18 protein-coding genes are annotated in these 20,895 nt (G+C 45.2%); 2 read left to right on the forward strand and 16 right to left on the reverse strand.

Annotated elements, in window-relative coordinates; all coding sequences use genetic code 11:
* The first annotated feature begins 202 nt into the window (after positions 1-202).
* The gene (locus tag CRO25_RS07000; RefSeq protein ID WP_079694452.1) at positions 203-1,048 is read left to right on the forward strand and encodes an AraC family transcriptional regulator; all 846 of its coding nucleotides are present in this window, start codon (positions 203-205) and stop codon (positions 1,046-1,048) included.
* 86 nt (positions 1,049-1,134) lie between these two features.
* Here the strand turns inward: CRO25_RS07000 and CRO25_RS07005 are convergent, their stop codons facing one another.
* From CRO25_RS07005 to CRO25_RS07065, 13 genes are all read right to left on the reverse strand, one after another.
* Positions 1,135-1,533 carry an Asp23/Gls24 family envelope stress response protein gene (locus CRO25_RS07005; protein ID WP_079694453.1) on the reverse strand — a complete coding sequence of 133 codons (399 nt, stop codon included), beginning with the start codon at positions 1,531-1,533 and terminating at the stop codon, positions 1,135-1,137.
* 33 nt (positions 1,534-1,566) lie between these two features.
* Positions 1,567-2,646, reverse strand: a complete 1,080-nt coding sequence (locus tag CRO25_RS07010; RefSeq protein WP_063563459.1) for an AI-2E family transporter — start codon at positions 2,644-2,646, stop codon at positions 1,567-1,569.
* A gap of 100 nt (positions 2,647-2,746) precedes the next feature.
* The gene (locus CRO25_RS07015; protein WP_256337836.1) at positions 2,747-4,162 is read right to left on the reverse strand and encodes a HAMP domain-containing sensor histidine kinase; all 1,416 of its coding nucleotides are present in this window, start codon (positions 4,160-4,162) and stop codon (positions 2,747-2,749) included.
* Between the two features lie 13 nt (positions 4,163-4,175).
* A complete protein-coding gene (locus CRO25_RS07020) occupies positions 4,176-4,883 on the reverse strand; it encodes a response regulator transcription factor (RefSeq protein WP_064638805.1) in 708 nt (235 codons plus the stop codon).
* A 220-nt stretch (positions 4,884-5,103) separates the two neighbouring features.
* A complete protein-coding gene (locus tag CRO25_RS07025) occupies positions 5,104-6,531 on the reverse strand; it encodes a 4-hydroxyphenylacetate 3-hydroxylase family protein (RefSeq protein ID WP_079694913.1) in 1,428 nt (475 codons plus the stop codon).
* Positions 6,532-6,726: 195 nt separating this feature from the next.
* Complete coding sequence (locus CRO25_RS07030) at positions 6,727-8,685, reverse strand: ABC transporter permease (RefSeq protein ID WP_079694454.1); 1,959 nt, start codon at positions 8,683-8,685, stop codon at positions 6,727-6,729.
* Positions 8,660-9,430: an ABC transporter ATP-binding protein gene (locus tag CRO25_RS07035; RefSeq protein WP_072732602.1), complete on the reverse strand. Its 771-nt coding sequence runs from the start codon at positions 9,428-9,430 to the stop codon at positions 8,660-8,662. The genes CRO25_RS07030 and CRO25_RS07035 overlap by 26 nt, the downstream gene beginning before the upstream one ends.
* A gap of 276 nt (positions 9,431-9,706) precedes the next feature.
* Complete coding sequence (locus tag CRO25_RS07040) at positions 9,707-10,693, reverse strand: HAMP domain-containing sensor histidine kinase (protein ID WP_079694455.1); 987 nt, start codon at positions 10,691-10,693, stop codon at positions 9,707-9,709.
* Positions 10,690-11,394, reverse strand: coding sequence for a response regulator transcription factor (locus CRO25_RS07045; RefSeq protein WP_079694456.1), 705 nt, complete (start codon positions 11,392-11,394; stop codon positions 10,690-10,692). The genes CRO25_RS07040 and CRO25_RS07045 overlap by 4 nt, the downstream gene beginning before the upstream one ends.
* A 73-nt stretch (positions 11,395-11,467) precedes the next feature.
* Positions 11,468-12,805: a beta-N-acetylhexosaminidase gene (gene nagZ / locus CRO25_RS07050; RefSeq protein ID WP_256863596.1), complete on the reverse strand. Its 1,338-nt coding sequence runs from the start codon at positions 12,803-12,805 to the stop codon at positions 11,468-11,470.
* 328 nt (positions 12,806-13,133) lie between these two features.
* Complete coding sequence (locus tag CRO25_RS07055) at positions 13,134-14,234, reverse strand: NADH:flavin oxidoreductase (RefSeq protein WP_079694457.1); 1,101 nt, start codon at positions 14,232-14,234, stop codon at positions 13,134-13,136.
* A 323-nt stretch (positions 14,235-14,557) separates the two neighbouring features.
* Positions 14,558-15,871, reverse strand: a complete 1,314-nt coding sequence (locus tag CRO25_RS07060) for a hypothetical protein (RefSeq protein WP_079694458.1) — start codon at positions 15,869-15,871, stop codon at positions 14,558-14,560.
* Between the two features lie 282 nt (positions 15,872-16,153).
* A complete protein-coding gene (locus CRO25_RS07065; protein ID WP_079694459.1) occupies positions 16,154-17,203 on the reverse strand; it encodes a 2,3-butanediol dehydrogenase in 1,050 nt (349 codons plus the stop codon).
* Positions 17,204-17,621: 418 nt separating this feature from the next.
* Here CRO25_RS07065 and CRO25_RS07070 point away from each other — a divergent pair, with 418 nt between their 5' ends.
* Positions 17,622-18,659 (forward strand): LacI family DNA-binding transcriptional regulator, encoded by a 1,038-nt coding sequence (locus CRO25_RS07070; RefSeq protein ID WP_063563449.1) that lies wholly within the window; start codon positions 17,622-17,624, stop codon positions 18,657-18,659.
* A gap of 147 nt (positions 18,660-18,806) precedes the next feature.
* On the opposite strand, the gene CRO25_RS07075 is transcribed toward CRO25_RS07070, so the two are convergent.
* The 3 genes from CRO25_RS07075 to CRO25_RS07085 all read right to left on the reverse strand — a co-directional run bounded on the left by CRO25_RS07075 (position 18,807) and on the right by CRO25_RS07085 (position 20,841).
* On the reverse strand, positions 18,807-19,781 hold the full coding sequence (locus tag CRO25_RS07075) for a D-2-hydroxyacid dehydrogenase family protein (RefSeq protein ID WP_079694460.1): 975 nt from the start codon (positions 19,779-19,781) through the stop codon (positions 18,807-18,809).
* Positions 19,782-19,971: 190 nt separating this feature from the next.
* A complete protein-coding gene (locus tag CRO25_RS07080; protein ID WP_063563447.1) occupies positions 19,972-20,223 on the reverse strand; it encodes a hypothetical protein in 252 nt (83 codons plus the stop codon).
* A 33-nt stretch (positions 20,224-20,256) separates the two neighbouring features.
* On the reverse strand, positions 20,257-20,841 hold the full coding sequence (locus CRO25_RS07085; RefSeq protein ID WP_063563446.1) for a TetR/AcrR family transcriptional regulator: 585 nt from the start codon (positions 20,839-20,841) through the stop codon (positions 20,257-20,259).
* Positions 20,842-20,895 lie beyond the last annotated feature (54 nt).

Raw genomic sequence — 20,895 nt, forward strand, 5'->3', positions numbered from 1 at the left:
GTTAATCTCTCTTTTCCTGTAAAAGTTATTGAATACCCTCTCATCTTAGACACTTTCCATGTAAAACGATATGGCATTTCACTACAACGATATGGAAAAATGATTGGTATCTTCATCAAATGATATTTATAAAACGATCCCTTTTCACCTTTTATATGTTAAAATGCAAGGTATAACGACCTCATAACAGGAGTGAATAGCCTTGATTACGTATATGTGCAAAAACAATCACTTTCAGGAGCTGCAGCTCCTTCATTACGGCACAGAAGCTTGCGCACCCGGTCACCACTTCGGCCCGGCCATGCGGGATTATTACAAAATCCATTACATATTGGACGGCAAAGGTACCTTCGAAGTTGGAGGCAAAAAGGTTACGCTGCGCAAAGGTCAGGGGTTCCTCATCGTCCCCCATTCTGTCGTTCATTATGAAGCAGATCAGGATGATCCGTGGGAGTATAGCTGGGTTGCTTTCCAAGGAAGCACCTGCCCTTCGTTATTACAGCAGGCCTGCCTGTCTGAGCACCATCCGATCTTTGAGATGGGTAATGACGATGACGAGATGCGCTCCTGTCTGCACCGCATGATTAGCTCTCGCAACACCCATAAGGGATGGGAGATCAACATGACGGGATTGCTCTTTCAGTTTTTCTCCATTTTGATTGATCGAGCCGGTGAGGACAGACCTATTCCGCTCCAGGACTATACGAAAGAAACTTATGTCACTCAGGTGATGGATTTCATTGAGATTAATTATGCTAATACCATAACCGTACAGTCCATTGCGTCTCATGTTGGCTTACAGCGCAGTTACTTGTGCTCTCTCTTCAAAGACAAGATGGGCACCAGCATTCAGTCTTATCTGGTCAATTACCGCATGCGCAGGGCGGCTGAGCTGACGCTGGATCCGGCTTTGACCATTGGGGATATCTCCCGTTCCGTTGGATATGCCGACCAGCTGCTTTTCTCGAAAATGTTCAAAAAAGTTATGGGCGAAGCCCCTACGTATTATCGCAAACACAAAACAGCACCTTCCCATTTATGCAGCTAATGGGAAAGTGCTGTTTTGTATTTTCACACAGGATATCACTACCTGCTTATGACTGAATTCCATTCGTTCGTTCTAATCGTTCTGCTTTAAACTTGCTCCTGCATGGTCACGCCTACCACTTGAACTTTAATTTCATTCACCATAATGCCTGTTAATTGCTCGACAGCTTGCTGCACATTATGTTGAAGTTCCTGACAGACTTCATGCATCTTTTTGCCAAATTGAACATTGATTCGCAGTTGGATAGATGCCTGGTCATCTTTGATTGCAACGTCAATTCCTTTCTGCAAGCTCTTTCCGCTGATACTCTTGGCGATTCCTTCGGTAAGACCAACAGACATGGAGGATATTCCCTCTGTAGTTTGAGCGGCCATGCCAACAATTTTGGATACTACATCGTTGGAAATATGAATGGCGCCCATTGGAACAGTTTGTGGCTCAATATACTCAGGTTCAGTGTATGGTTGTGGGATGATTTCAGACATGATTTCCACTCCTTCTATATCATTTATAAATGTTTAAGCATTCTGCCATTTGTCCTTGAAGAATAGCTGATAGATTCGTACCAAAATAATCTTAACGATCATGTAGACAGGGATGATAATCAGAATGGCTATAATGCCGCCCAGATCCCCTGCACCCAGCACCAATATAATGGTGGTAAGCGGGTGAATATCGAGTTTTTTGCCGAATACATACGGTGCAACCAGATTATCCTGAATTTGCTGCGCTACCAGAATAATAATGAGTGACCAGATCGCAACCGAAGGGGATACCACCAGTCCCATAATAACAATAGGAACGGAGGACAGAATCGCCCCGATAAACGGAACAAAGTTCATAATGACCGCAATCACGGTTAACAGCAGTGCATACGGGAGACCAATGATCAGGAAACCGATATACATCAGCACGCCCAAAGCCAGATTCACGAGAACTCGTCCCACGATAAAGCCGCTTAACGCCTGATCGATCTCAAGTACCACATCACGACTGTCTTTTTGGAAACGTTTAGGTGCAATGTGCACCAGCTTACGACCGAATTTCTCTCCCTGCTTCAACATGTAGAACAAGATGATCGGGAAGGTAAACAGAACAATCGCAAAGCTTGAGATGAGTGAGAAGAATCCACTCACATAGTTCGTTACAAAGGTGAAGCCTTTGTTAATGTAATCCGTAATCTGCGAAAACGGGGTCGACCCTTCCGGGAACAAAGCCGTAATGGCACCGTTCTGCTCGAGCTCTTTAAGCTGCAAACTCAGTGAATTGATTAAATTTGGTGCGTTTTCTACCAGGTTGATCAACTGCTCGCGTAGTGAAGGCCATAACCCTATAATAAACAGGGCGAACAGTATACCAAACACCAGATAGATCAACAAAATGCTAAGTGTGCGATTCAGCTTCTTTTTTTCCATGTAATTGACGAGCGGCCGCAGCAGATAATAAAAGAATACGGACAACATCATCGGCACGGTAATCACCGTAATCATGGTAACAAGCGGTTGGAAAATAAAGCTGACACGTGATAACAGATAGATATTGATCAGTATCAGTGCCAGTGCAATACTGAAACGTACAAACGAGTTTACTTTGAACAAAAAGTTTCCCCTCCACTTAACCTTTTCTATATGAGCATTTTGCAAATGGTGATCAGAATGACAACATGTTTATGTCAACCTTATCCTTTATGTCGGTTCTTTATTTCGGAATCTGTATAGTGAACACCGTCGTCTCTCGTCCACGCTGGGAAAGTGTTAATCGTCCACCCATTTTCTCGGTGTTCCGCCGCGCAATTGCTAGTCCAAGCCCGGTACCCCCGGTTCCCGTACGAGCCTCATCCCCTCGCACAAATGGATCAAAGATGGTTGCCCACAACTCTTGAGGGATACCCACACCGGTATCAGCAACCTCGATAACCACATGGTTGTCCAGTGGGATTAACTCCACACGCAGCTCCGTCCCCCGCGGGTTGTAGGACAAGGCGTTTGTAATCAGGTTCTGAATCACTCTGGACAACAGTTCCGGATCATACCTTGCATAGATCTCTTCATCAGGAACGAGCACATGCAGGCCAAAATGGTTCTGCTCAATCTCACCATATGTGTCGGCCATAATTTCACGTACAAATTCTCCGATTTCCCGCTGCTGAATGTGCATACGGAAGTCAGGTGAATCCACTTTGAGCAATTCCAGCATGTTCTGAATCATGCGCGCAACCTGAACGGACTTGTTGTAGATATAACCCAGATATCGCTGCTGCCTGTCCTTATCTTCCCCCCGCCCTTCCACCAAAGCCTGGGCGTATCCTTGAATACTCGTGATCGGGGTCTTGAGATCATGTGACAGATCCACAATTAAGCGCTGTTTGCTCTCTTCGGCATAACGTTTCTCCGCAGATGTATTCTCAATGACGTCCGCCATATAATTGAAGGTTTCTCCAATCTGGACAAATTCCCTCTCTGCCGAGATGGACATGCGTGTACTATAATTTCCCTGGATCATCTGGGTAAGACCTAGAGAGAGAATACTTAGCGGCTTTTTGATTCGCCGGGCGACCCAATAGCTGTATACAAATATCAGCAGCAAGACCAATCCGATCCCGATCATAATGTAGAACGATAACGGATGCTTCAAATTGGTAATCAGCTGATTATCATTAATTCGCACACTGACCAAGTCACGCGGAATCTTCAGCAAAACGTACTTTGCAGCTCCCTCTGTTGAAAGTGGACTAATGGAGTAATAGTACGGCTGTTCATTTCGGTTTTCGAGTCCTGCATATAGCTCAGCTTCACTGTACTGAGTGAACGTATCCTGCTTGTCCCCGATATAACGAATGACCCTGCGATCCGCATCCAGCACTTCAATCCATCCCCCACTGTCCTTGAGACGCTGAATTTCGGTATTATTGGTCTCATCGGAACTACCGGACAGCCATTCGTTCTCCAGTTCTGTCACGTACACATGTGCCTCCACATTCAGATCAGGATCCACCACCTGATCCGAAATGCGGAAATCAACCACATCCAGATTAATGATAATGTACACGATGGCTACCAGTAACAACAAAAAGAAGTTGAACAGCAAAAAGTCCAGTGTCAGGGACGTTTGCAATAGTCTCTTTTCTCTAGCTTTCCATGGGCGCTTCAATTTTGTATCCCAGTCCCCTTATCGTTTTTAAATATTCCGGTTGCCTGGAGTCGCGCTCGATCTTTTCCCGAATGTTACTGATATGTACCATTATCGTGCTGTCCTCGTGAGCGTAATAATCTCCCCAAACGGCTTCGTATATTTTTTTACGGGTGAAGACACGACCTGGCTGCTCAAGCAGAAGCTCCACGATTTTGTACTCTGTAGAGGTCAATGTCACAGGTTTACCCGAGCGAAAAAGGATACATTGGGATCGATCAAGCCTAAGCTCACCCAGCTCAAGATTTAACTCCTTAGCAGCAGGCACGTCAGGTGCATCAAATTGATTGACTCTTCTGAGCAAAGCTTCCACTCTGGCGACAATCTCCAAAGGATTGAAAGGTTTGGAGATGTAGTCGTCAGCACCCAATCCGAGTCCAAGGATTTTGTCATGGTCCTGGCTTTTGGCCGACAGGAACAGAACAGGCATATGATGTGTGGACCTGATTTGTTTGATCAACTGGAGTCCATCCATCACAGGCATCATAATATCCAGTATGACCAGATCAATCTGAGTTGAACGGATACACTCTAGCGCCTCTACTCCATTAACGGCTGTCACAATGTTGTAGTCCTTCTCGAGGTACAGCTGAAGCAGTTCCACAATTTCGGGTTCGTCATCTGCAATTAATAGTGTGTATCTCATGCGAATCCTCTCATTCCTATTTCAATAAATTCAGTTTTCATTCGAATTCGTATCCGTACATTCCATTTGTTATTGTTCATATGTCTATACGTTACTACTATATACTACGTCTCTTAAATCAATCTAAACCATTTCTAAAGATAACCTAAATAAAAAGCCCAGGCATCAGGCCAGAGCTTCAAATATAAAGCTAAAATAAGTAAAGTTTCAGTACCATTCATCACTTGTTACGTAACCAGGGTTCCACCCGGGCATATAATCGGTCCTTATCATATTGCACATACTGACTCGCCCGATTGCGTACCGGGTCACCGGCATAGAAACGTTCATACAGATCATGTCTGGCTCCCAGCGGACTTCCTGCCAGCTCCCAGGCGAGCTGGAATAACCGAATCTTCTCTGGTGCCTGCATCGTTACGCCTCCAAGATACTTGTTCATCATAGGGCTGATACTTCCTTCCAGCTCCAGCTTCCCGGAAGGGATCTGAATAAGGCCACCTGCGGCTATAGTCTTCAAAATCTCAACAGCGCGCGGGTAATAATGGTTCCCCAGATTACGGGCTGTTTCGATATATTTGAATGATGGTAGCCAGTTCCCATGAACATCCGGGGCAGCTTGTGCCTCAGATGCGATGATGAGTCCTTCAATCGTATGCATCTGGCTGATCATCTCCCCAAGCTGTTCCTGTACATTCAGGAAGGCATCCACTCCAATCTCCTTGGCGATGGAAGACGTGATGGCTGTAATGAATTCCAGCTTCGAATGCAGCCGAATAATGCTCTGATGATAAGCCAGACTGAAGGATGCCACGTTGCAGCGAATCTGCCATACCGCTTCCGGATTGTTGTGCAGGAGTACACGCTCCCAAGGTACAAATACGTCGTCAAAAATTAATACAGCATCCATCTCATCATACTGACTACTGAGCGGATGAGCAGTATCTGAATCTAATGTTGCAAAAGATTCTCTACATACCATATGTAATCCTGGACTTCCTGCTGCCACAATAACCATATGCGCGAGTTCCGGGCGATGTCCAGGAATGCGCTGAATCGGATATGCAATGATATCGTCCGCATATGGAGCAGCAGTCGCCACCATCTTCGCCCCACGGAGGACAACGCCCTCTGTATTGGTACGAATGATTCGAAGCATCGCATCTTCATCTTCCCCTACAGGCAGAGCACGATTAATTTGCGGGTCACGCTGGACAATGGTCAGGAAGGCATCCTTCCGTTTTGCCTCATCATAATAGGCAGCGATTTTACCTCCATATGCTGGGTCATATGCAGCCATCGCATCCCGTGTGGCGTACCATCCGGTCAGGCGGGATCGGGCGTAATCCGAGAGACGGCTCATTACCCCGTAGGTGCGATCAGACCACAATCGAAAGGCTGCCGCCCTGCTGCTGATCTCCTGAGCATTGCAGGGTACTCGAAAAGCCTGGTGTACATATCCGTTCGTCAGCTCATCCCAATAAGCCACTGTTTCTCTCGTGTCCGCATCATCCACCAGATTGAACAGACTTTCAATCGTTTGTAAGGTTCCCCGGAAGGCAGAATGCTCTGTTACGCGAATACGTTCTCCATCCAGCCATACATTCCGTTCATCGTTCAACCGTTGCAGATAAGCTTGTCCACGGGACATTGTTATGCTCAATGTAATCCTCCTTCTCAGTTAGAAAGGCTAGGAAACTCAATGGTGATAATGTTTTTAATCATTTCGAGACTCAAGTTAACTAAAATGATACATATTGTATCTATTGAAATAGTACTTTGCTTTGGAGGAAAAAGTCAACAGACACCAAACCTAAGGTCCGGTGTCTGTTCTATTAGATTTATATTAGATCAATTTGGCATACATATGACGCAGATAGCGCCAGCGTACCAGAAGGAAGAACAGAATCTGCATGGATGCAAATACGAGGAAAATGCGCAAAGTATAACCCATAACAGAGAAATCAACCAACTGCTGTAATGCAACAAATGCAACAGAGCTGTGGATAATGGCCAAGGCTATTGGCAGGAAAAACATCAATACCAGTTGTCTGGTTACGATGTTGCGAAGCTCCGGGCGACTCAGTCCCATCTTACCAATCATGCGGTACTGCTCTTCATCCCGTTCCAGATCAGCATATAACCGGAAGTAGGTAAAACTTGCAGCAAAGGTGAAAAAGACAATGCCAATCAATCCACTTAGAATTAGGATAATACCATTAGTTTGTTTGGAATTAAGCCAATCCAGCACGAGAGCGCTGATCTCGAAGTATCCCTGACCATCTGAGTCATTTTGAATGGATTCAATCAGATCAGGAGCAAACTTCCGCGTTCCCATCCAATCTGTCACAACAAATTGAGTTTTTTTATCGAAATAAAAATTTTCATCCGCTTGGATTTCATTCTTAAATTCCTTATTCATTTTATCGTACAGCTCATTGGAAACTACATACACTTCCCTTGTATATTCAACCGGGATGACAATCTCTGTCTCAGGTGTTGTTAGACGTATCTTTTTATTTGTTTCTCCAACCCTCATATCGATATTTTTCTGAGATGAACCCTGCCCGGCTTCTGCTCGTAATGTCTTGCGACTCGTAAGATTGCCCGGAGTCATAAAGGCATCGTTGACATTCTCCAAAGTTCGCTCTTTGTAACCAAGTGCCTTGGCAAGATGATTATATTCACTGAGTTTGATAATATAGTTGCCCTCGTCATCAAATAGCGGAATATAACTTCCTTTCTGATACGGAACTTCATTATCAATTAAAGTCTCTTCGATCTTCCTGATGTGCCGTTCTGCGCCAGGTGTATCCCATGAATTTTGGTAGGTAAACGCATATGGATTTGACATCGATGACAATCCCGGATCAGCGATCGCCAGCATCGTACCAATGCCTGTAAAGGCGGAAGCCGAGATCACACTCACCATAAAAAACATGACCGCATTATCTTTCATTCGATAGGTAAGTTCGGACAGAAATAGCAAATTCGTTTTGCGGAAAAACAAACGCTTATTGCCTTTGAGCGCCCGAATGGCATACACACTAAGTTGGGTGAATAACAAATACGTGCCTGCAATAACCAAAACAACACTACCAAGCAGCAAAGGGAAAGAGTATGTGATCCATACAAAGGCAAATACACCCACATATCCACCCCCAATGAGTATGACGGAGAGAAGTGCTAAAAGACGAGAAGCCTTTGGCTCGGGTTTTGGTTTTTCCTCTGATTTTACAAGGTCAATCAATGACCCTTTTCGCATCAGCAGCGATGAGCTCAGCGCAATCACAACAAACAGCAGCAGAAATGCTCCGACAGTAAGTGCGATTGCTTTTAATGGAAAATAGAATCGGAGACTTTCTTCCACCGCCAGCATCGAACCGCAGATCAACAGGATCAGCTTGGCAAAGATCATTCCTAATCCAACGCCTGCCACAATGGCGGCGAGTCCAATGCACAAGTTTTCCATAAATAACAGTCGGTTCATCTGTTTACGTGTCATGCCAATGATTTGAAATATGCCGAATTCTTTTTTACGCGTCTTGAGAAATGAACCTACGGAATAGAGCAGAAACAGAAACGAAAAGATGAAAATAATGATCTCAGCAATCAAAAACCCCTGATTCGCAAGCATGGTCACTGTCCCACTTGAACCCTTCAGTCCATCCTTCAGATCCGGGTGAAACAAAAGAAGTGCATACGTAAAAAAGATCATGACGGAAAACGTACTGCTCAGAAAATGGGCCAGGTAAATTCGTTTGTTCCGAACAACATTATTAATGGCGAACTGGCGAAAATTCATGTCCGGAGCCTCCCATCAGGGATAATACGTTGATAATTCGTTGATAGAACGTCGATCGGTTATCTCCGTAATGAATCTCGTTGTACAGTCGTCCATCCTTAATAAATACAACCCGGCTGCAATAACTTGCCGCAACAGCGTCATGCGTGACCAGCAGCATGGTGGCTCGATCTTCCTGGTTGCGACGTTCCAGCATCTCCATTACATCACGCGCTGCCTTCGAATCGAGATTTCCTGTAGGCTCATCGGCCAGCACCAGCTTGGGAGAATGAATCAGGGCTCGTGCGATTGCTGTCCGCTGGGCTTGACCTCCGGAAATTTCATACGTGCGTTTGTTCAGAAGAGATGCGATGCCGAGCTTCTCTGCGAGTCGATCAACACGTTCATTCATCTCCTCAACCGGTACTCCGTCCAGCGTAAGGGGCAGGACAATATTTTCTTTTACCGTGAGTGTGTTGAGCAGGTTAAACGACTGAAATACGAACCCCAGCTCTCGGCGTCTGAACAGAGCCAGTTCATCGTGATTCAGTTCAAACGGGTTCTTACCTGCAATCTTCAGTTCCCCTGAAGTAGGGTGGTCAATGGTTGAAATCATGTTCAGCAACGTTGTTTTGCCGCTGCCTGATGGACCCATGATGCCAACGAATTCCCCCTCCTGAATACTGAGATCAATTCCTGACAAGGCTTCGTATGACACGATCCCTTTATAAATTTTGCTAATCTGTTTCACTGAACATATTTCCATAGGTTAATGGCTCCTTTTAGATTTCGGATTTGAATTAAACAAAGTTGAACTGAACTTCATCGCAATTCGAGGTCGTTCTCTACTTTCTGACTTCAGTCTATCGAAGTTTCGACCATTCTCCTATGGATTAACCTTTCATCTTCATGACATTATTGTAAGGTTATATGTCTCGTCGCCCTTTGGCGTGTTTCTTCTATGTAGAAAATGAGAAAGACGCCGATCCCTGTCAGGGCACCAGACGTCTTCTCAATTCGTTCCACATTATGCGCTTTATATTTAAATTTCAAATGTAATGGTTACCGTTGTCCCTTCTCCCTGAATGGATGTAAGATCAATCCGATGGTTCATTCGTGTCAGGACATCTTTAACAATATACAGTCCCATCCCCGTGGATTCTTTAAAGTGACGCCCATTCTCTCCGGTGAAAAAAGGCTGGTACACTCGGTTGAGATCCGACTTGGGAATACCCACTCCTTGATCCTTCACTTCAAGAATGATGGACCGTGTGGCTTCATAAGCCTGGATGGTTACCTTTTGCCCTTTTCCCCCGGAAGAGTACTTGATCGCATTGGATAACAGCTGTACGAGGACAAACCGAATCCACTTCGCATCCGACTGAACCATTAACGCAGAATCAATTTTCATCTCGGGATATACGTGATTGCGAATGAAGAACCGTTTCAGCTCATGGATGGCTTCTTCTCCGGCAGCCTTGAGGGATACCGGTTCCACACTGAAATCTTGTTCAAATGTCTCCAGCCGCGCCATGTACAACACCGTTTCCAGTCCTCGTCTCATCTGGTCTGCTTCCTCTCGAATGCTGATGAAACGGGGGTCCTCATCCTCCTGATCCTCAACCGTCAGTTCAATGACGGACAAAGGTGTCTTCATCTGATGAACCCATTGATTCATAAAAGTCAGATATTCCTGTTGACGCTGTTCCAGACGATGCAGATGTGCATAATAATGACCGTACTGTGAGTCCAGCAGTTCTGACAATGCCTGTGGCAAGGGAGCAGGCTCATTCAATGGAACAAATTCTTTTAGATCATTCATTCGATGGGACATCCGGGAATAAAACATGCGATGGGACAGATACCGATAAATGAGATAGGCTACGTATAGGACTAACCCCAGAGATACCGCATACGTGGCCGTTAACCAGTGGTCGTAGCCGTCGTACCAGAAGACCGCAACCACGGTGAGCAGCACAACGATTACCCAACAAGTCAGTACAATATGTTCTTTGATAAACAACTTCATGAAGGCGACGGTGCCTTCCAATTACTGTTGAGTCGATAACCCGAACCTCTTACCGTCTCCAGCGCATCTGTAATTCCCAGCTCAGTCAATCGTTTACGAACGCGGGTCACATTCACGCTAAGTGTATTATCATCCACAAACGAATCGTCCCACAGCTTTTCCAAGATGGTTTCACGACTAACCAGTTTGGGACTGCGACGCAGCAACGTCTCCAGCAAAATGGTTTCTTTCTTGGTCAGTTGTATCTTGCGGTCACCGAGCTCCATCTCCAATCTTTCCAGATAAACAGTTAGTCCATCCAGTTCCACCTTGCGCTCTTCATGACGCGTAGCGTAATCGCCATACACCCGGCGCAGCTGACTTCGAATTTTGGCCATGACAATCTCATGCTCAAACGGCTTCGTAATATAATCGTCCGCACCGTTCTCAAGCGCCATGACCTGATCCATCTTGCCACTCCGGGCCGAGATGAAAATAATCGGACATGTGGAAATGGAACGAATTTGGCGACACCAATAGAACCCATCGTAACTCGGCAAGTTGATATCCAGCAGCACGACATGCGGCTTAACTTGTTCAAACTGCTGAACGACTTGCTCAAAATCCTCAACCGCAACGGCCCTGTCACCATATCGCTCGATATGGGATTGAAGAAGACCCGCAATCTTCGGATCATCTTCAATAATCATTATCGTATACATAAAAAGGTCTCACCTCTAACCTGTCGTAATGGAATATGCAATTCTCTTTCCAAAATCATAACACAGGTTGGTACTATCGGGCATCGACCTGCTTGCGCCAATCCACAATGTCAGCGTTCAGCTGCTTCAAATTGCCAGACGGCTGCTCCTCATCGGACAAGTTATACTTCTGTTTCAAAGCCAGAATTCGATATACACTTTCATTAATTCGGGATTCTGAAATCTTCCCTGACTTCACCGCACTCTTCAGCGTATCAAAAATAGTCTTGGCACTCTCATAACTGTGAGCTACCAGCAAAATATCGCTCCCTGCTTGAACCGTCGCCACGGCGGCGTCGTTCAGCTTATAATTTTTCGCGATCGCGCCCATGCTCAGATCATCTGTGATGACCACACCGTCATACTTGAATTTGCCACGCAACTGCTGACCAATAATGACGTCCGACAAGGAGGCGGGATGGTCGGAATCAAGCTTTGGAAACAAAATATGGGCTACCATAACCGCTTCCACTTGTTCCTTCACCGCTGCCTCAAACGGAATCCACTCCAGCTGGGCAAGTTGCTTTTCTGTTTTGTTCACGACAGGCAGATCCAAGTGGGAGTCCACTGACGTGTCTCCATGACCGGGAAAATGCTTCACCACCGGAATAATCCCTTCGCTGCGCAATCCCTTCATCTCGGCTATACCCATTTGGGAGACCAGACTGGCTGAACTTCCAAATGAACGATCCCCAATTACCGGGTTATTCGGATTACTGTTTACATCCAGTACTGGAGCAAAATCGACGTTAAAACCTAACAGCTGAATTTGTCTTGCTAACAATTTGCCCATCGTTTGAGCCAAATCAGCATCCTTCGTCTTGCCCACTTTCCCATTGGAAGGTATAGACTCTACCGTTTCCGGCATACGACTAACTTTGCCACCCTCCTGATCCACACTCATGAAAATAGGAACCGGATTGGAACGATTGGCATCCTTAATGGATTGTACGAACTTTGCTGTTCCTGGCACGGTCGAGACATTATTTGCATAGAAAATAATCCCTCCCACCTTCTGATCCGTGATCATCTGTTTCGCTTGAGCATCCAAAGTGGTTCCCTGAACACCCGCCAGAATCATTTGTCCGATCTTCTCATCCAAAGACAATTGGTCGAGCTGCTCTTCTACCGGATCCTTCTCTTCCTGTGGAGGCACTGTATTCTGTTGATCATCCTGATCATTCTGATTGTTTGCACCTGTGTTTGAATTCGCATTGGTCTCCGTTCCGTCATTATTGTTATTTTGCTCAGACGAGGAGGGCTTCTGTGACTGCCCACATGCGGATAAGAGCAGCACTATTCCGAATAGCAGGCACAACATTTGAAGCGTGTTTATGTGTTTATTTTTTAACTTGCGATTATGGATATACAAGGATGGTCATCCTCCTTAAGCGTTGTTGTCATTCAGGCTGAATGCGGTTCAGGCATAACCTTATCATAAGGTGGTTCATTTTCAAAATTAGACGGCTCCAGTACAAATTCTTATGATGCAGCCTAAAAACGCAAAAAAATTTCCCTTTTTGGGCTTAAAGTATGGTACTTCATGGTGTTGTTCCTTAGGGCGTGTGTGATTGGAGGGGATGAGCAAAGGTGTCAGCGGTGCGAAAAAGGTTTTCTATTGTGAATTTTTCATATGTTGAAATTATTATTATAGGGAGGTGAAAAAGCCGCCTTTCGGCGGCATCAGGTTTGTTTTCAGTTTAGAGTGTTTTCAATGCTTCTGCTGTAAAAGGAACAATTTCGGACAGGCGCCCTTCGCGAACTTTGTTTGGCCATTCCGGATCACTCAGCAGTACACGTCCCAACGCGATCAAGTCAAATTCATTATTTTCCATTTTCTCGTTCAACTGATCCAGATGAGCGTCACCTGTTCCCTGGTTTTCGTTCGCTCTGTCCACGAATTCCGCTTCGAGACCTACCGATCCAACGGAGATCGCCGGCTTGCCACTTATTTTCTGTGTCCAGCCTGCAAGATTCAGCTCTGAGCCATCAAATTCCGGCAGCCAGAATCGACGGGTAGAGCAGTGGAAAATATCTACACCTGCAGCCGTGAGGGGTGCAAGGAATTGCTCCAGTTGTTCTGGTGTTTCCACCAGCCGTGCGTCGTAGTTCCCCATTTTCCATTGGGAGAAACGAAGTACGATCGGGAAGTCAGGACCTACTGCAGCGCGACATGCTTCAATAACCTCAACAGCAAAACGCGTGCGCTGTGCCAGATCGCCTCCATATTTATCCGTACGACGATTGGTTTGCTCCCAGAAGAATTGATCAATCAGGTAGCCATGAGCCCCGTGAAGCTCAATACCATCAAAACCGATGCGCTGCGCATCTGCTGCTGCTTGGGCAAACGCCCGGATAAGACCCTTGATCTCGTCCTCTGACAATGGTTCTCTCTCAGGTTCACCTGCCATGCTTATTCCCGATGGGCCTACCGGCTCAGCTTCTGCATTAGGCAGGTCCCCTGAACGGCGGGCTGTACCCACATGCCACAATTGTGGCATGATTTTGCCACCTGCCTCATGGACTGCTTTGACTACATTCGCCCAACCCTGCAATGATTCTTCGCCATGGAACAGCGGAATGCTCGCGCCACTAATGGATGAAGGGTGGTTAATACCCGTTCCTTCCGTAACAATTAGCCCTACACCTCCGGCTGCTCTGCGACGATAATATTCCACGACCTCTGGTCCGGGTACTCCTTCGGGTGAAAATCCACGAGTCATGGGTGCCATGACGATCCGGTTGGACAGGGTAAGCTTGTCCGAGGTAAATGGTTTAAACAAAGCTGAGGGTACATTCATTGTGTATTTCTCCTTTACGATTAGATTGGAAGAAAAGATGTACACTTTCTTGCACATGCTATTGTATAACTACCACAGATGTTAATCCGTGAGTTGGTTAAGATATATCACCTTTCTATTTTATAGTTTCTGATTTTTATTTTCAAATTTTCGATTTAAAAGGATTATTAATCTCTTGAACATAAAAATAGAGCAAGCTCGATGTAGCTTCATCTAAGAAGTTCTACGATCTTGGCCTGCTCTGTACAATTAACCTAAACGGCTCTCTCTGTAACCAAAAATGTGGATGAAGCATAGTATATAATCCATAATCTTCCTTACATTTAATTAGAATTAACAGGGATATCATTGCGATTAACTCTGAGTAATTTGCCTGATGAAGTCGATAGAACGTCGGGGTCTGTGCCCAGCCCAAAGTAGAAATCACCTTCGTGTTCTTCAAAAGACTTGGCGTACGTGTCCTGGTTAAAACGGAGGATTTCATTCCATGTGTTCAGATCTGTCGATTGATACACCCGGTTTATATAGAGATTTGCACTTTTGCGAGTGTAGGTAAGCACATAGACTTTCCCTTCCCGAAGCAGTAGATCCGTAGGAAGCGCTTGAGTATCTGGCAAAATGACGCGCGCTGCCTGATTAATGTCGGTCATCACATTCAAGGATTTGGGTAACAGTTGCCCATCATTGAATACCCCTCCGGCAATATAAAGCAGCTTATTGTTAAAATTAATATTTTTCCCTATTTTATTATACGGAACTGTGCCCGTTTGATAGGATAATCCTGGGAGCATTTTGCTACCATAAATGACCACGTCTTTCTTTTCAAGCTTCTCATTAATCTCTAATACATTGGTTTTATCGCCCCAAATTTTATTGGCAGGATACATCATGCCTGATGCATATAATTTGCCCTTGATCTCAAATAATGTATATGCCCTGAAGCCAAACGTATTGATAGTGGCGAATTTTTGCCAACTTTCGCCTTGATCATGAGAGATTAATACAGTAGGTTTCTGCTCGGTACCCAGCGCTGCAAACAGTTTGCCATGATAGGACGCCAAATCGTATACGTGTACACCTAGCGGCAGATTGCGATACTTTGTCCATACATCTCCATCTAACCGGTAGAAGTTTCCCATATCCCACTGTTCACCATCCGAATCATTTCCGGGAATATACAATTTGTCGTTCAGCACTTTATAAATATCAATCTGTTCCTCATCTACGAATAATTTGGTCGAAGGAACGATGCTCGGATTGCTATTGGTGACGGACTGCGTTATAAATCTGGGATTAGCTGTATCGTAATAAATGACTGGAATAGGACCCGCATTAGGTGAAACACCTAAATTACTGCTGTTCCCATGACCCATATATATTTTCCCTCTGTACAGCTGCAAGTCCCAAACATTATTGGCATACGGTGCTTTCTTAAAAGGTTTTCCAAGCAACTCAATCTTGGACGTCACATCAGCGGATGTGATAGGCGCACTGGACACCTTGGCAAGTGCCCGTTCGGCAGTTGGCTGATGATCGGTTGAAACATTGTTTTTGGGTTTCGAATTACCCATAAGCAGCCAGCCCATGCCTGCAACAATCGTCAAAATCACGGCTGCCCATTTTGTATTGCTCTGCATGTCCGCTTCCTCCTTCATTTTTATGAAATAACACCTTTACATCAAAATGATACAAATTGTATCTTTTCATATTATGTAAAACGAAACGTACTTGCAACAAATTCCGCCCGTTCTGTGCAAAAAAAATAGACAATCGCATCCGAAGATGCGTTGTCTATTTGTCATTCATTCATTGTGGTTGCCTACCGCTTGCACATCAGTTCCAGTTGAGTTCCAACCGGGCACGTGTTGCCATCCGCTGACTTCCACTCTATTACTTGGCTTGTGATTCGCTTGGTAAATTTACTCAGCTTTCACCAGAATTTTAACCTGGTTTTTCTCTTTCAGCAGTGCTTCAAATCCATGCTCTACCACTTCGTCCAGGCTGATTCGTTTGGTTACCAACTTATCTGCCGGGAAGAAACCTTTAGCCATCAAGCTAATCACAGCCGGGAATACGTCACGGTAACCGATAATGCCATTGACCGTACGCTCCTTCATGACAATGGAGTTTGGCAGGATCGGTGCTTCCTGTTCAAAAATGCTGACGATCATCAATTCACCGCCAATACGTGTTGAATCAATCGCTTGTTGCAGCACCCGTGGAACACCGGTTACTTCATAAGCTACATTCACGCCACCTTGGGTGCGTGCATGAATTTCTTCCACTACTTTGTAGTGTGTAGGATCAATAACAATAGCGCCAAGTTCTTCCGCTTTGGCTTTACGTTCTTCGGATAATTCCACAACATAAATATCCGATGCACCAGAAGCTTTCAACGCTTCAATAACCAGCAACCCGATTGGACCTGCACCAAAAACAGCCGCAGTGTCGCCAACTTTCAGTTTGCTTTGACGAACAGCATGAAGAGCTACTGCGGAAGGCTCCACCAACGCTCCTTGCTCGTACGAGATGGAATCAGGAATGGCATGAACCATATATTCCTCAGCCGTTACATACTCCGAGAAACCTCCGCCTCCCCCAGCCAGACCCAAGAAACCCATCTGATCACACAAATTATATTTCCCTTGTTTACAGGCTTCACAATGACCACATGCATAGATCGGTTCCACCACAACGCGGTCCCCTGCCTTATAACGTGTCACGCCTTCTCCTACTTCAACGACTTGTCCTGAAAATTCATGCCCCATCACAACAGGTGCTTGTTCCCCTGTTAGCGGATGCGGTGCTTGAGCCGGAATGAAGATCGGGCCAGCAGTGTACTCGTGCAAGTCACTGCCACAGATTCCACACCACTCCACTTTTATTTTAACCTTTCCCTGTTCAGGGCGGGGTTCATCAATATTTTCGAGACGCAAATCTTTTACTCCATGCCAACGCAATGCTTTCATTTGTTTCATCTCCCAGATCATAAGTTTTGATATAATCGGAAACGTTTCCGTAAGTTAAATATGTCACATTTTAAATAGGCTGTCAAACATAATTTGTCACACATATGTCTATCTTATGAATTTTACGTCGATAATTCTGGTGTAATAACAGCGTTTTCAATATATCGATCATTTTTTGCTCTGTGGCTTTCTGTCCGTTCTCGTGTATATGTTTAATTCAATGGATATAGAATGCGCGATTTTTCTCTATTTATCCATTTGGTTCTTTTGGAAAACCAACAGACATCTCTGTCCTTTCAATCGTATTCACGGGATAGTTATTGGCTCAAATGTTATAATCAAGGTATAGGATTGTCTTTGCATTCGTACATATTTTCAAAATTCGGAATCGTTTCCGATGAAGTGAGGTTAACTAAACGTGAGTAAAGATCAGAAGATTACGATCAAGGACGTTGCAGAACTTGCAGGTGTAGGTATCGCTACCGTCTCCCGAGCCATTAACAATTCCGATGGCATCAGCAACAAAACACGGGATAAAGTCTTGCAGGCCATTGAGGAGCTTGGATTTGTCCCCAATACCTCTGCCCAGAGTTTGAAAATACGCCAGACACATCAGATCGCACTGGTTGTTCCTGACATACGCAATGCCATCATTCCCGAGATCTCTTGGTCTGTTGAACAAACGGCGAAGCAGCATGGGTATCATGTGGTTCAAATCAATACGGCGGGTAATGCACGAACGGAACTGGAAACCATTCGTACGATCAAAAAACTGCACGTGGACGGGCTTATTTTCATGCCTTTGGCATATCCCAAAACATTGCCTGGTTTAATTGATAAAGCTCCCCTTCCCATTTCCATGATCAATTACGGTAAAAAGCTGGACCCTGGTATGAAAGCTGATGTCGTTTCTCTTTCACAGCCTGAAGGGAAATTGGTGATGGAACATCTGATTAAGATTGGACGGACCCGCATTGCATATGCCGGTGCTCCCAAAGACATTATTGAAGAGCGTTATCGGGCTTATGAGCAAGCACTCGGACATGTAGATATCTCGCTTGTTTACTTCGGAGAAGATTTTTCATTGAATACAGGAGCTAATGCAGCGGATTATTTCTATGGACTGACTCACATGCCAGATGCCGTATACGCGATTAACGATATGGTCGCCATCGGACTGGTAAATCGGTTTAAAGAACTAGGCGTTCGTGTCCCTGAAGATATCGCAGTTGTGGGCGTTGATAATAACCAATGGACTACCGTTACGTCTCCGCAGATCAGTTCAGTCTCGATTATGGGCGAAGAAGTGGCCCGACTTGCTACGGAATTGCTGTTAAAACGGATTCGAGAGATGAGCACCACGGATTACGAGCATATTCAATTTGAGCCACGGTTAATTGTGCGCGAGTCCAGCGTTGCCATGATCCGCTCATCTTCACAAGGACCACGCGCATAAGAATGATTGCGAAGACACCGGATTCAATGGACTGTCCAAACCTTCGATAAACACAAAAAGGTGTTCACCAGGAATGAATTTTGTCCTGAGAAACACCTTTTTTTATCTTCATTCACACCCTTTTATCTCAAACCCACCTCCGAGCAATTACTTCTTCGAAAGCAATTGTCTAATCGGTGTTCCTTTCATAAACATCTCAATATCCTCTACGGTATGGTTAAAATAAATGGCATAGTTTCCTTGAGTCACATAACCCAGATGCGGTGTTGCCAGAAGATTGGGCAGTGTACGCAACATATGATTCACAGGAAGAGGTTCCTGTTCATATACGTCTAGACCGGCCCCGGCAATCCACTCATTCTGTAAAGCTTCGACCATCGCCTCTTGATCCACAATGCCTGCACGGGACGTATTGATCAATAAAGCAGTATTTTTCATCCGTTGCAGCTCGGCTCGTCCGATCAGATTACGAGTGCGATCACTGAGCACCAGATGAATGGAAACAATATCGCTTTGTTCCAGCAGCTGTTCCTTCATCTCTGCCCACTGGACTCCCTGTTCCTCCGCTCGTTCCTGTGTCAAATTCTCACTCCAGGCGATCACGTTCATGCCAAAGGCTTGTGCAATCTCTGCCATCCGGCTGCCAATCTTGCCTAAACCGAGCAATCCCAGTGTCTTTCCGTACAAATCCATGCCAACTGTACTCTGCCAATTCCGATTGGAACGCAGTGCGTTATTTTCAGTTACCAGCTGTCTGGACAGACCCAGTATCAGCGCCCATGTCAGTTCCGTCGGCGGGTTCGAGCTGCCTTCCGTGCCACAGACGATTACTCCACTTTCTTCCGCAGCCCGGAGATCAATGGAGGCATTGCGCATGCCGCTTGTAATCAGAAGCTTGAGTTTGGGCAATTGTGTAATCACGGATTCAGGAAATGGTGTACGCTCACGCATCAAGACAATAATTTCAAAATCCTGCAGTTCCTGAACGACCTTCTCTTCTGATCCCAAATAGTTATTGAACGTCTGAACCTCAACTCGATTCAGGATAGGAGTCCAATCCGCTGAAGAAAGGGCTACATTCTGATAATCATCCAATATGGCACAACGCAACTTCGTCTGCATGGTTGAATCTCCTCCTCATATATGTGCATCATCAAACATTCTTTGAACATGTTACCCGAATATGTAAATCATAGTATACACCCTAATTTAATCTATACCCTATCTGTATTGTATCAACTCAAGCCCTCATCTGCCCAATGTCCTCAGACACAAAAAGAGCAGGAACAGATTCCCGCTTCTCGCTCTCACTTCAGAACAGCTTGAAAAGCAGCGCCGTCATCAGTATGGCCATCGCCACTTGAAGCAAGGACCGTATTTTCCAAAAAATCGTATCTAATTTCGATTGATCATTCTCTGTTAGCGAACCCACAATAGCAATAAAAGCAAGCATGCCAATCACAATCAAACTGAACTGGATGATCCCCATCCCGCCGTATGTCGTCAGCAGCACACCTATAATGTATAAAACGACAAGGTAGATCCTATGAAAATAACGCTCCATATGAACACCCTTTCTAAAAATGAAATCCTTCCCTCATTCCTCAAGCAACGATAACGTAACCTTAATACTCTGCTGTACAAATGAGCGATCCGGCTCCGATTTCATCATCACGGTCAATCCAATCATCGATACAACCAGAGACTTGGACAACGCACTTGCGTCGAGATCATTAGACAATTCCCCTGTTTCCTGCCCCCGTTCAATCGTCTCCTTGAAAATCGCCCCGAGATACATCTGGTGCTCGCGTGTCAGAACAGCGAATTTGGGGTCATGTGGAGCCAGTTCAACCATCGTATTGATGCAAAAACAGCCATGACGAGTATCTGTCACATCCCCTTCTGCTCCAATATGTTCAAATAAGGCACGGAAGGCTTCTTTTACAGAGGATGTATGTTGAAGCCTGGATCTGACCTGTGCGGCATGCAAAGTTGTATATCTGCGAAGTGCCGTTTCAAACAATTCCTTTTTGTCACCAAAAGCCGCATAAAGACTGGGACGTTGAATTCCCATGGCTGTTGTCAAATCACTTAGGGACGTCGCCTCAAATCCCTTATCCCAAAAAATCTGCATCGCTGCTTCCAGTGCCTGATCCGTATCAAATTCCCGTTGTCTAACCATGTATTCACCCTCTTTATGTATCGATCAGTATACATCTATTTTAATCTAGATCCA

It is taken from the genome of Paenibacillus sp. RU5M (assembly GCF_900221055.1).
In the GTDB taxonomy this organism is placed as follows: Bacteria; Bacillota; Bacilli; order Paenibacillales; family Paenibacillaceae; genus Paenibacillus; species Paenibacillus marchantiae.

What these genes read in the sequence shown, in the direction of transcription:
- CRO25_RS07005 (WP_079694453.1), bottom strand. Translation starts at nt 1,533, where the DNA reads ATGTCTGAAATCATCCCACAACCATACACTGAACCTGAGTATATTGAG.
- CRO25_RS07020 (WP_064638805.1), bottom strand. Translation starts at nt 4,883, where the DNA reads ATGAGATACACACTATTAATTGCAGATGACGAACCCGAAATTGTGGAA.
- CRO25_RS07025 (WP_079694913.1), bottom strand. Translation starts at nt 6,531, where the DNA reads ATGTCCCGTGGACAAGCTTATCTGCAACGGTTGAACGATGAACGGAAT.
- CRO25_RS07030 (WP_079694454.1), bottom strand. Translation starts at nt 8,685, where the DNA reads ATGAATTTTCGCCAGTTCGCCATTAATAATGTTGTTCGGAACAAACGA.
- CRO25_RS07035 (WP_072732602.1), bottom strand. Translation starts at nt 9,430, where the DNA reads ATGGAAATATGTTCAGTGAAACAGATTAGCAAAATTTATAAAGGGATC.
- CRO25_RS07040 (WP_079694455.1), bottom strand. Translation starts at nt 10,693, where the DNA reads ATGAAGTTGTTTATCAAAGAACATATTGTACTGACTTGTTGGGTAATC.
- CRO25_RS07045 (WP_079694456.1), bottom strand. Translation starts at nt 11,394, where the DNA reads ATGTATACGATAATGATTATTGAAGATGATCCGAAGATTGCGGGTCTT.
- CRO25_RS07055 (WP_079694457.1), bottom strand. Translation starts at nt 14,234, where the DNA reads ATGAATGTACCCTCAGCTTTGTTTAAACCATTTACCTCGGACAAGCTT.
- CRO25_RS07060 (WP_079694458.1), bottom strand. Translation starts at nt 15,871, where the DNA reads ATGCAGAGCAATACAAAATGGGCAGCCGTGATTTTGACGATTGTTGCA.
- CRO25_RS07065 (WP_079694459.1), bottom strand. Translation starts at nt 17,203, where the DNA reads ATGAAAGCATTGCGTTGGCATGGAGTAAAAGATTTGCGTCTCGAAAAT.
- CRO25_RS07075 (WP_079694460.1), bottom strand. Translation starts at nt 19,781, where the DNA reads ATGCAGACGAAGTTGCGTTGTGCCATATTGGATGATTATCAGAATGTA.
- CRO25_RS07080 (WP_063563447.1), bottom strand. Translation starts at nt 20,223, where the DNA reads ATGGAGCGTTATTTTCATAGGATCTACCTTGTCGTTTTATACATTATA.
- CRO25_RS07085 (WP_063563446.1), bottom strand. Translation starts at nt 20,841, where the DNA reads ATGGTTAGACAACGGGAATTTGATACGGATCAGGCACTGGAAGCAGCG.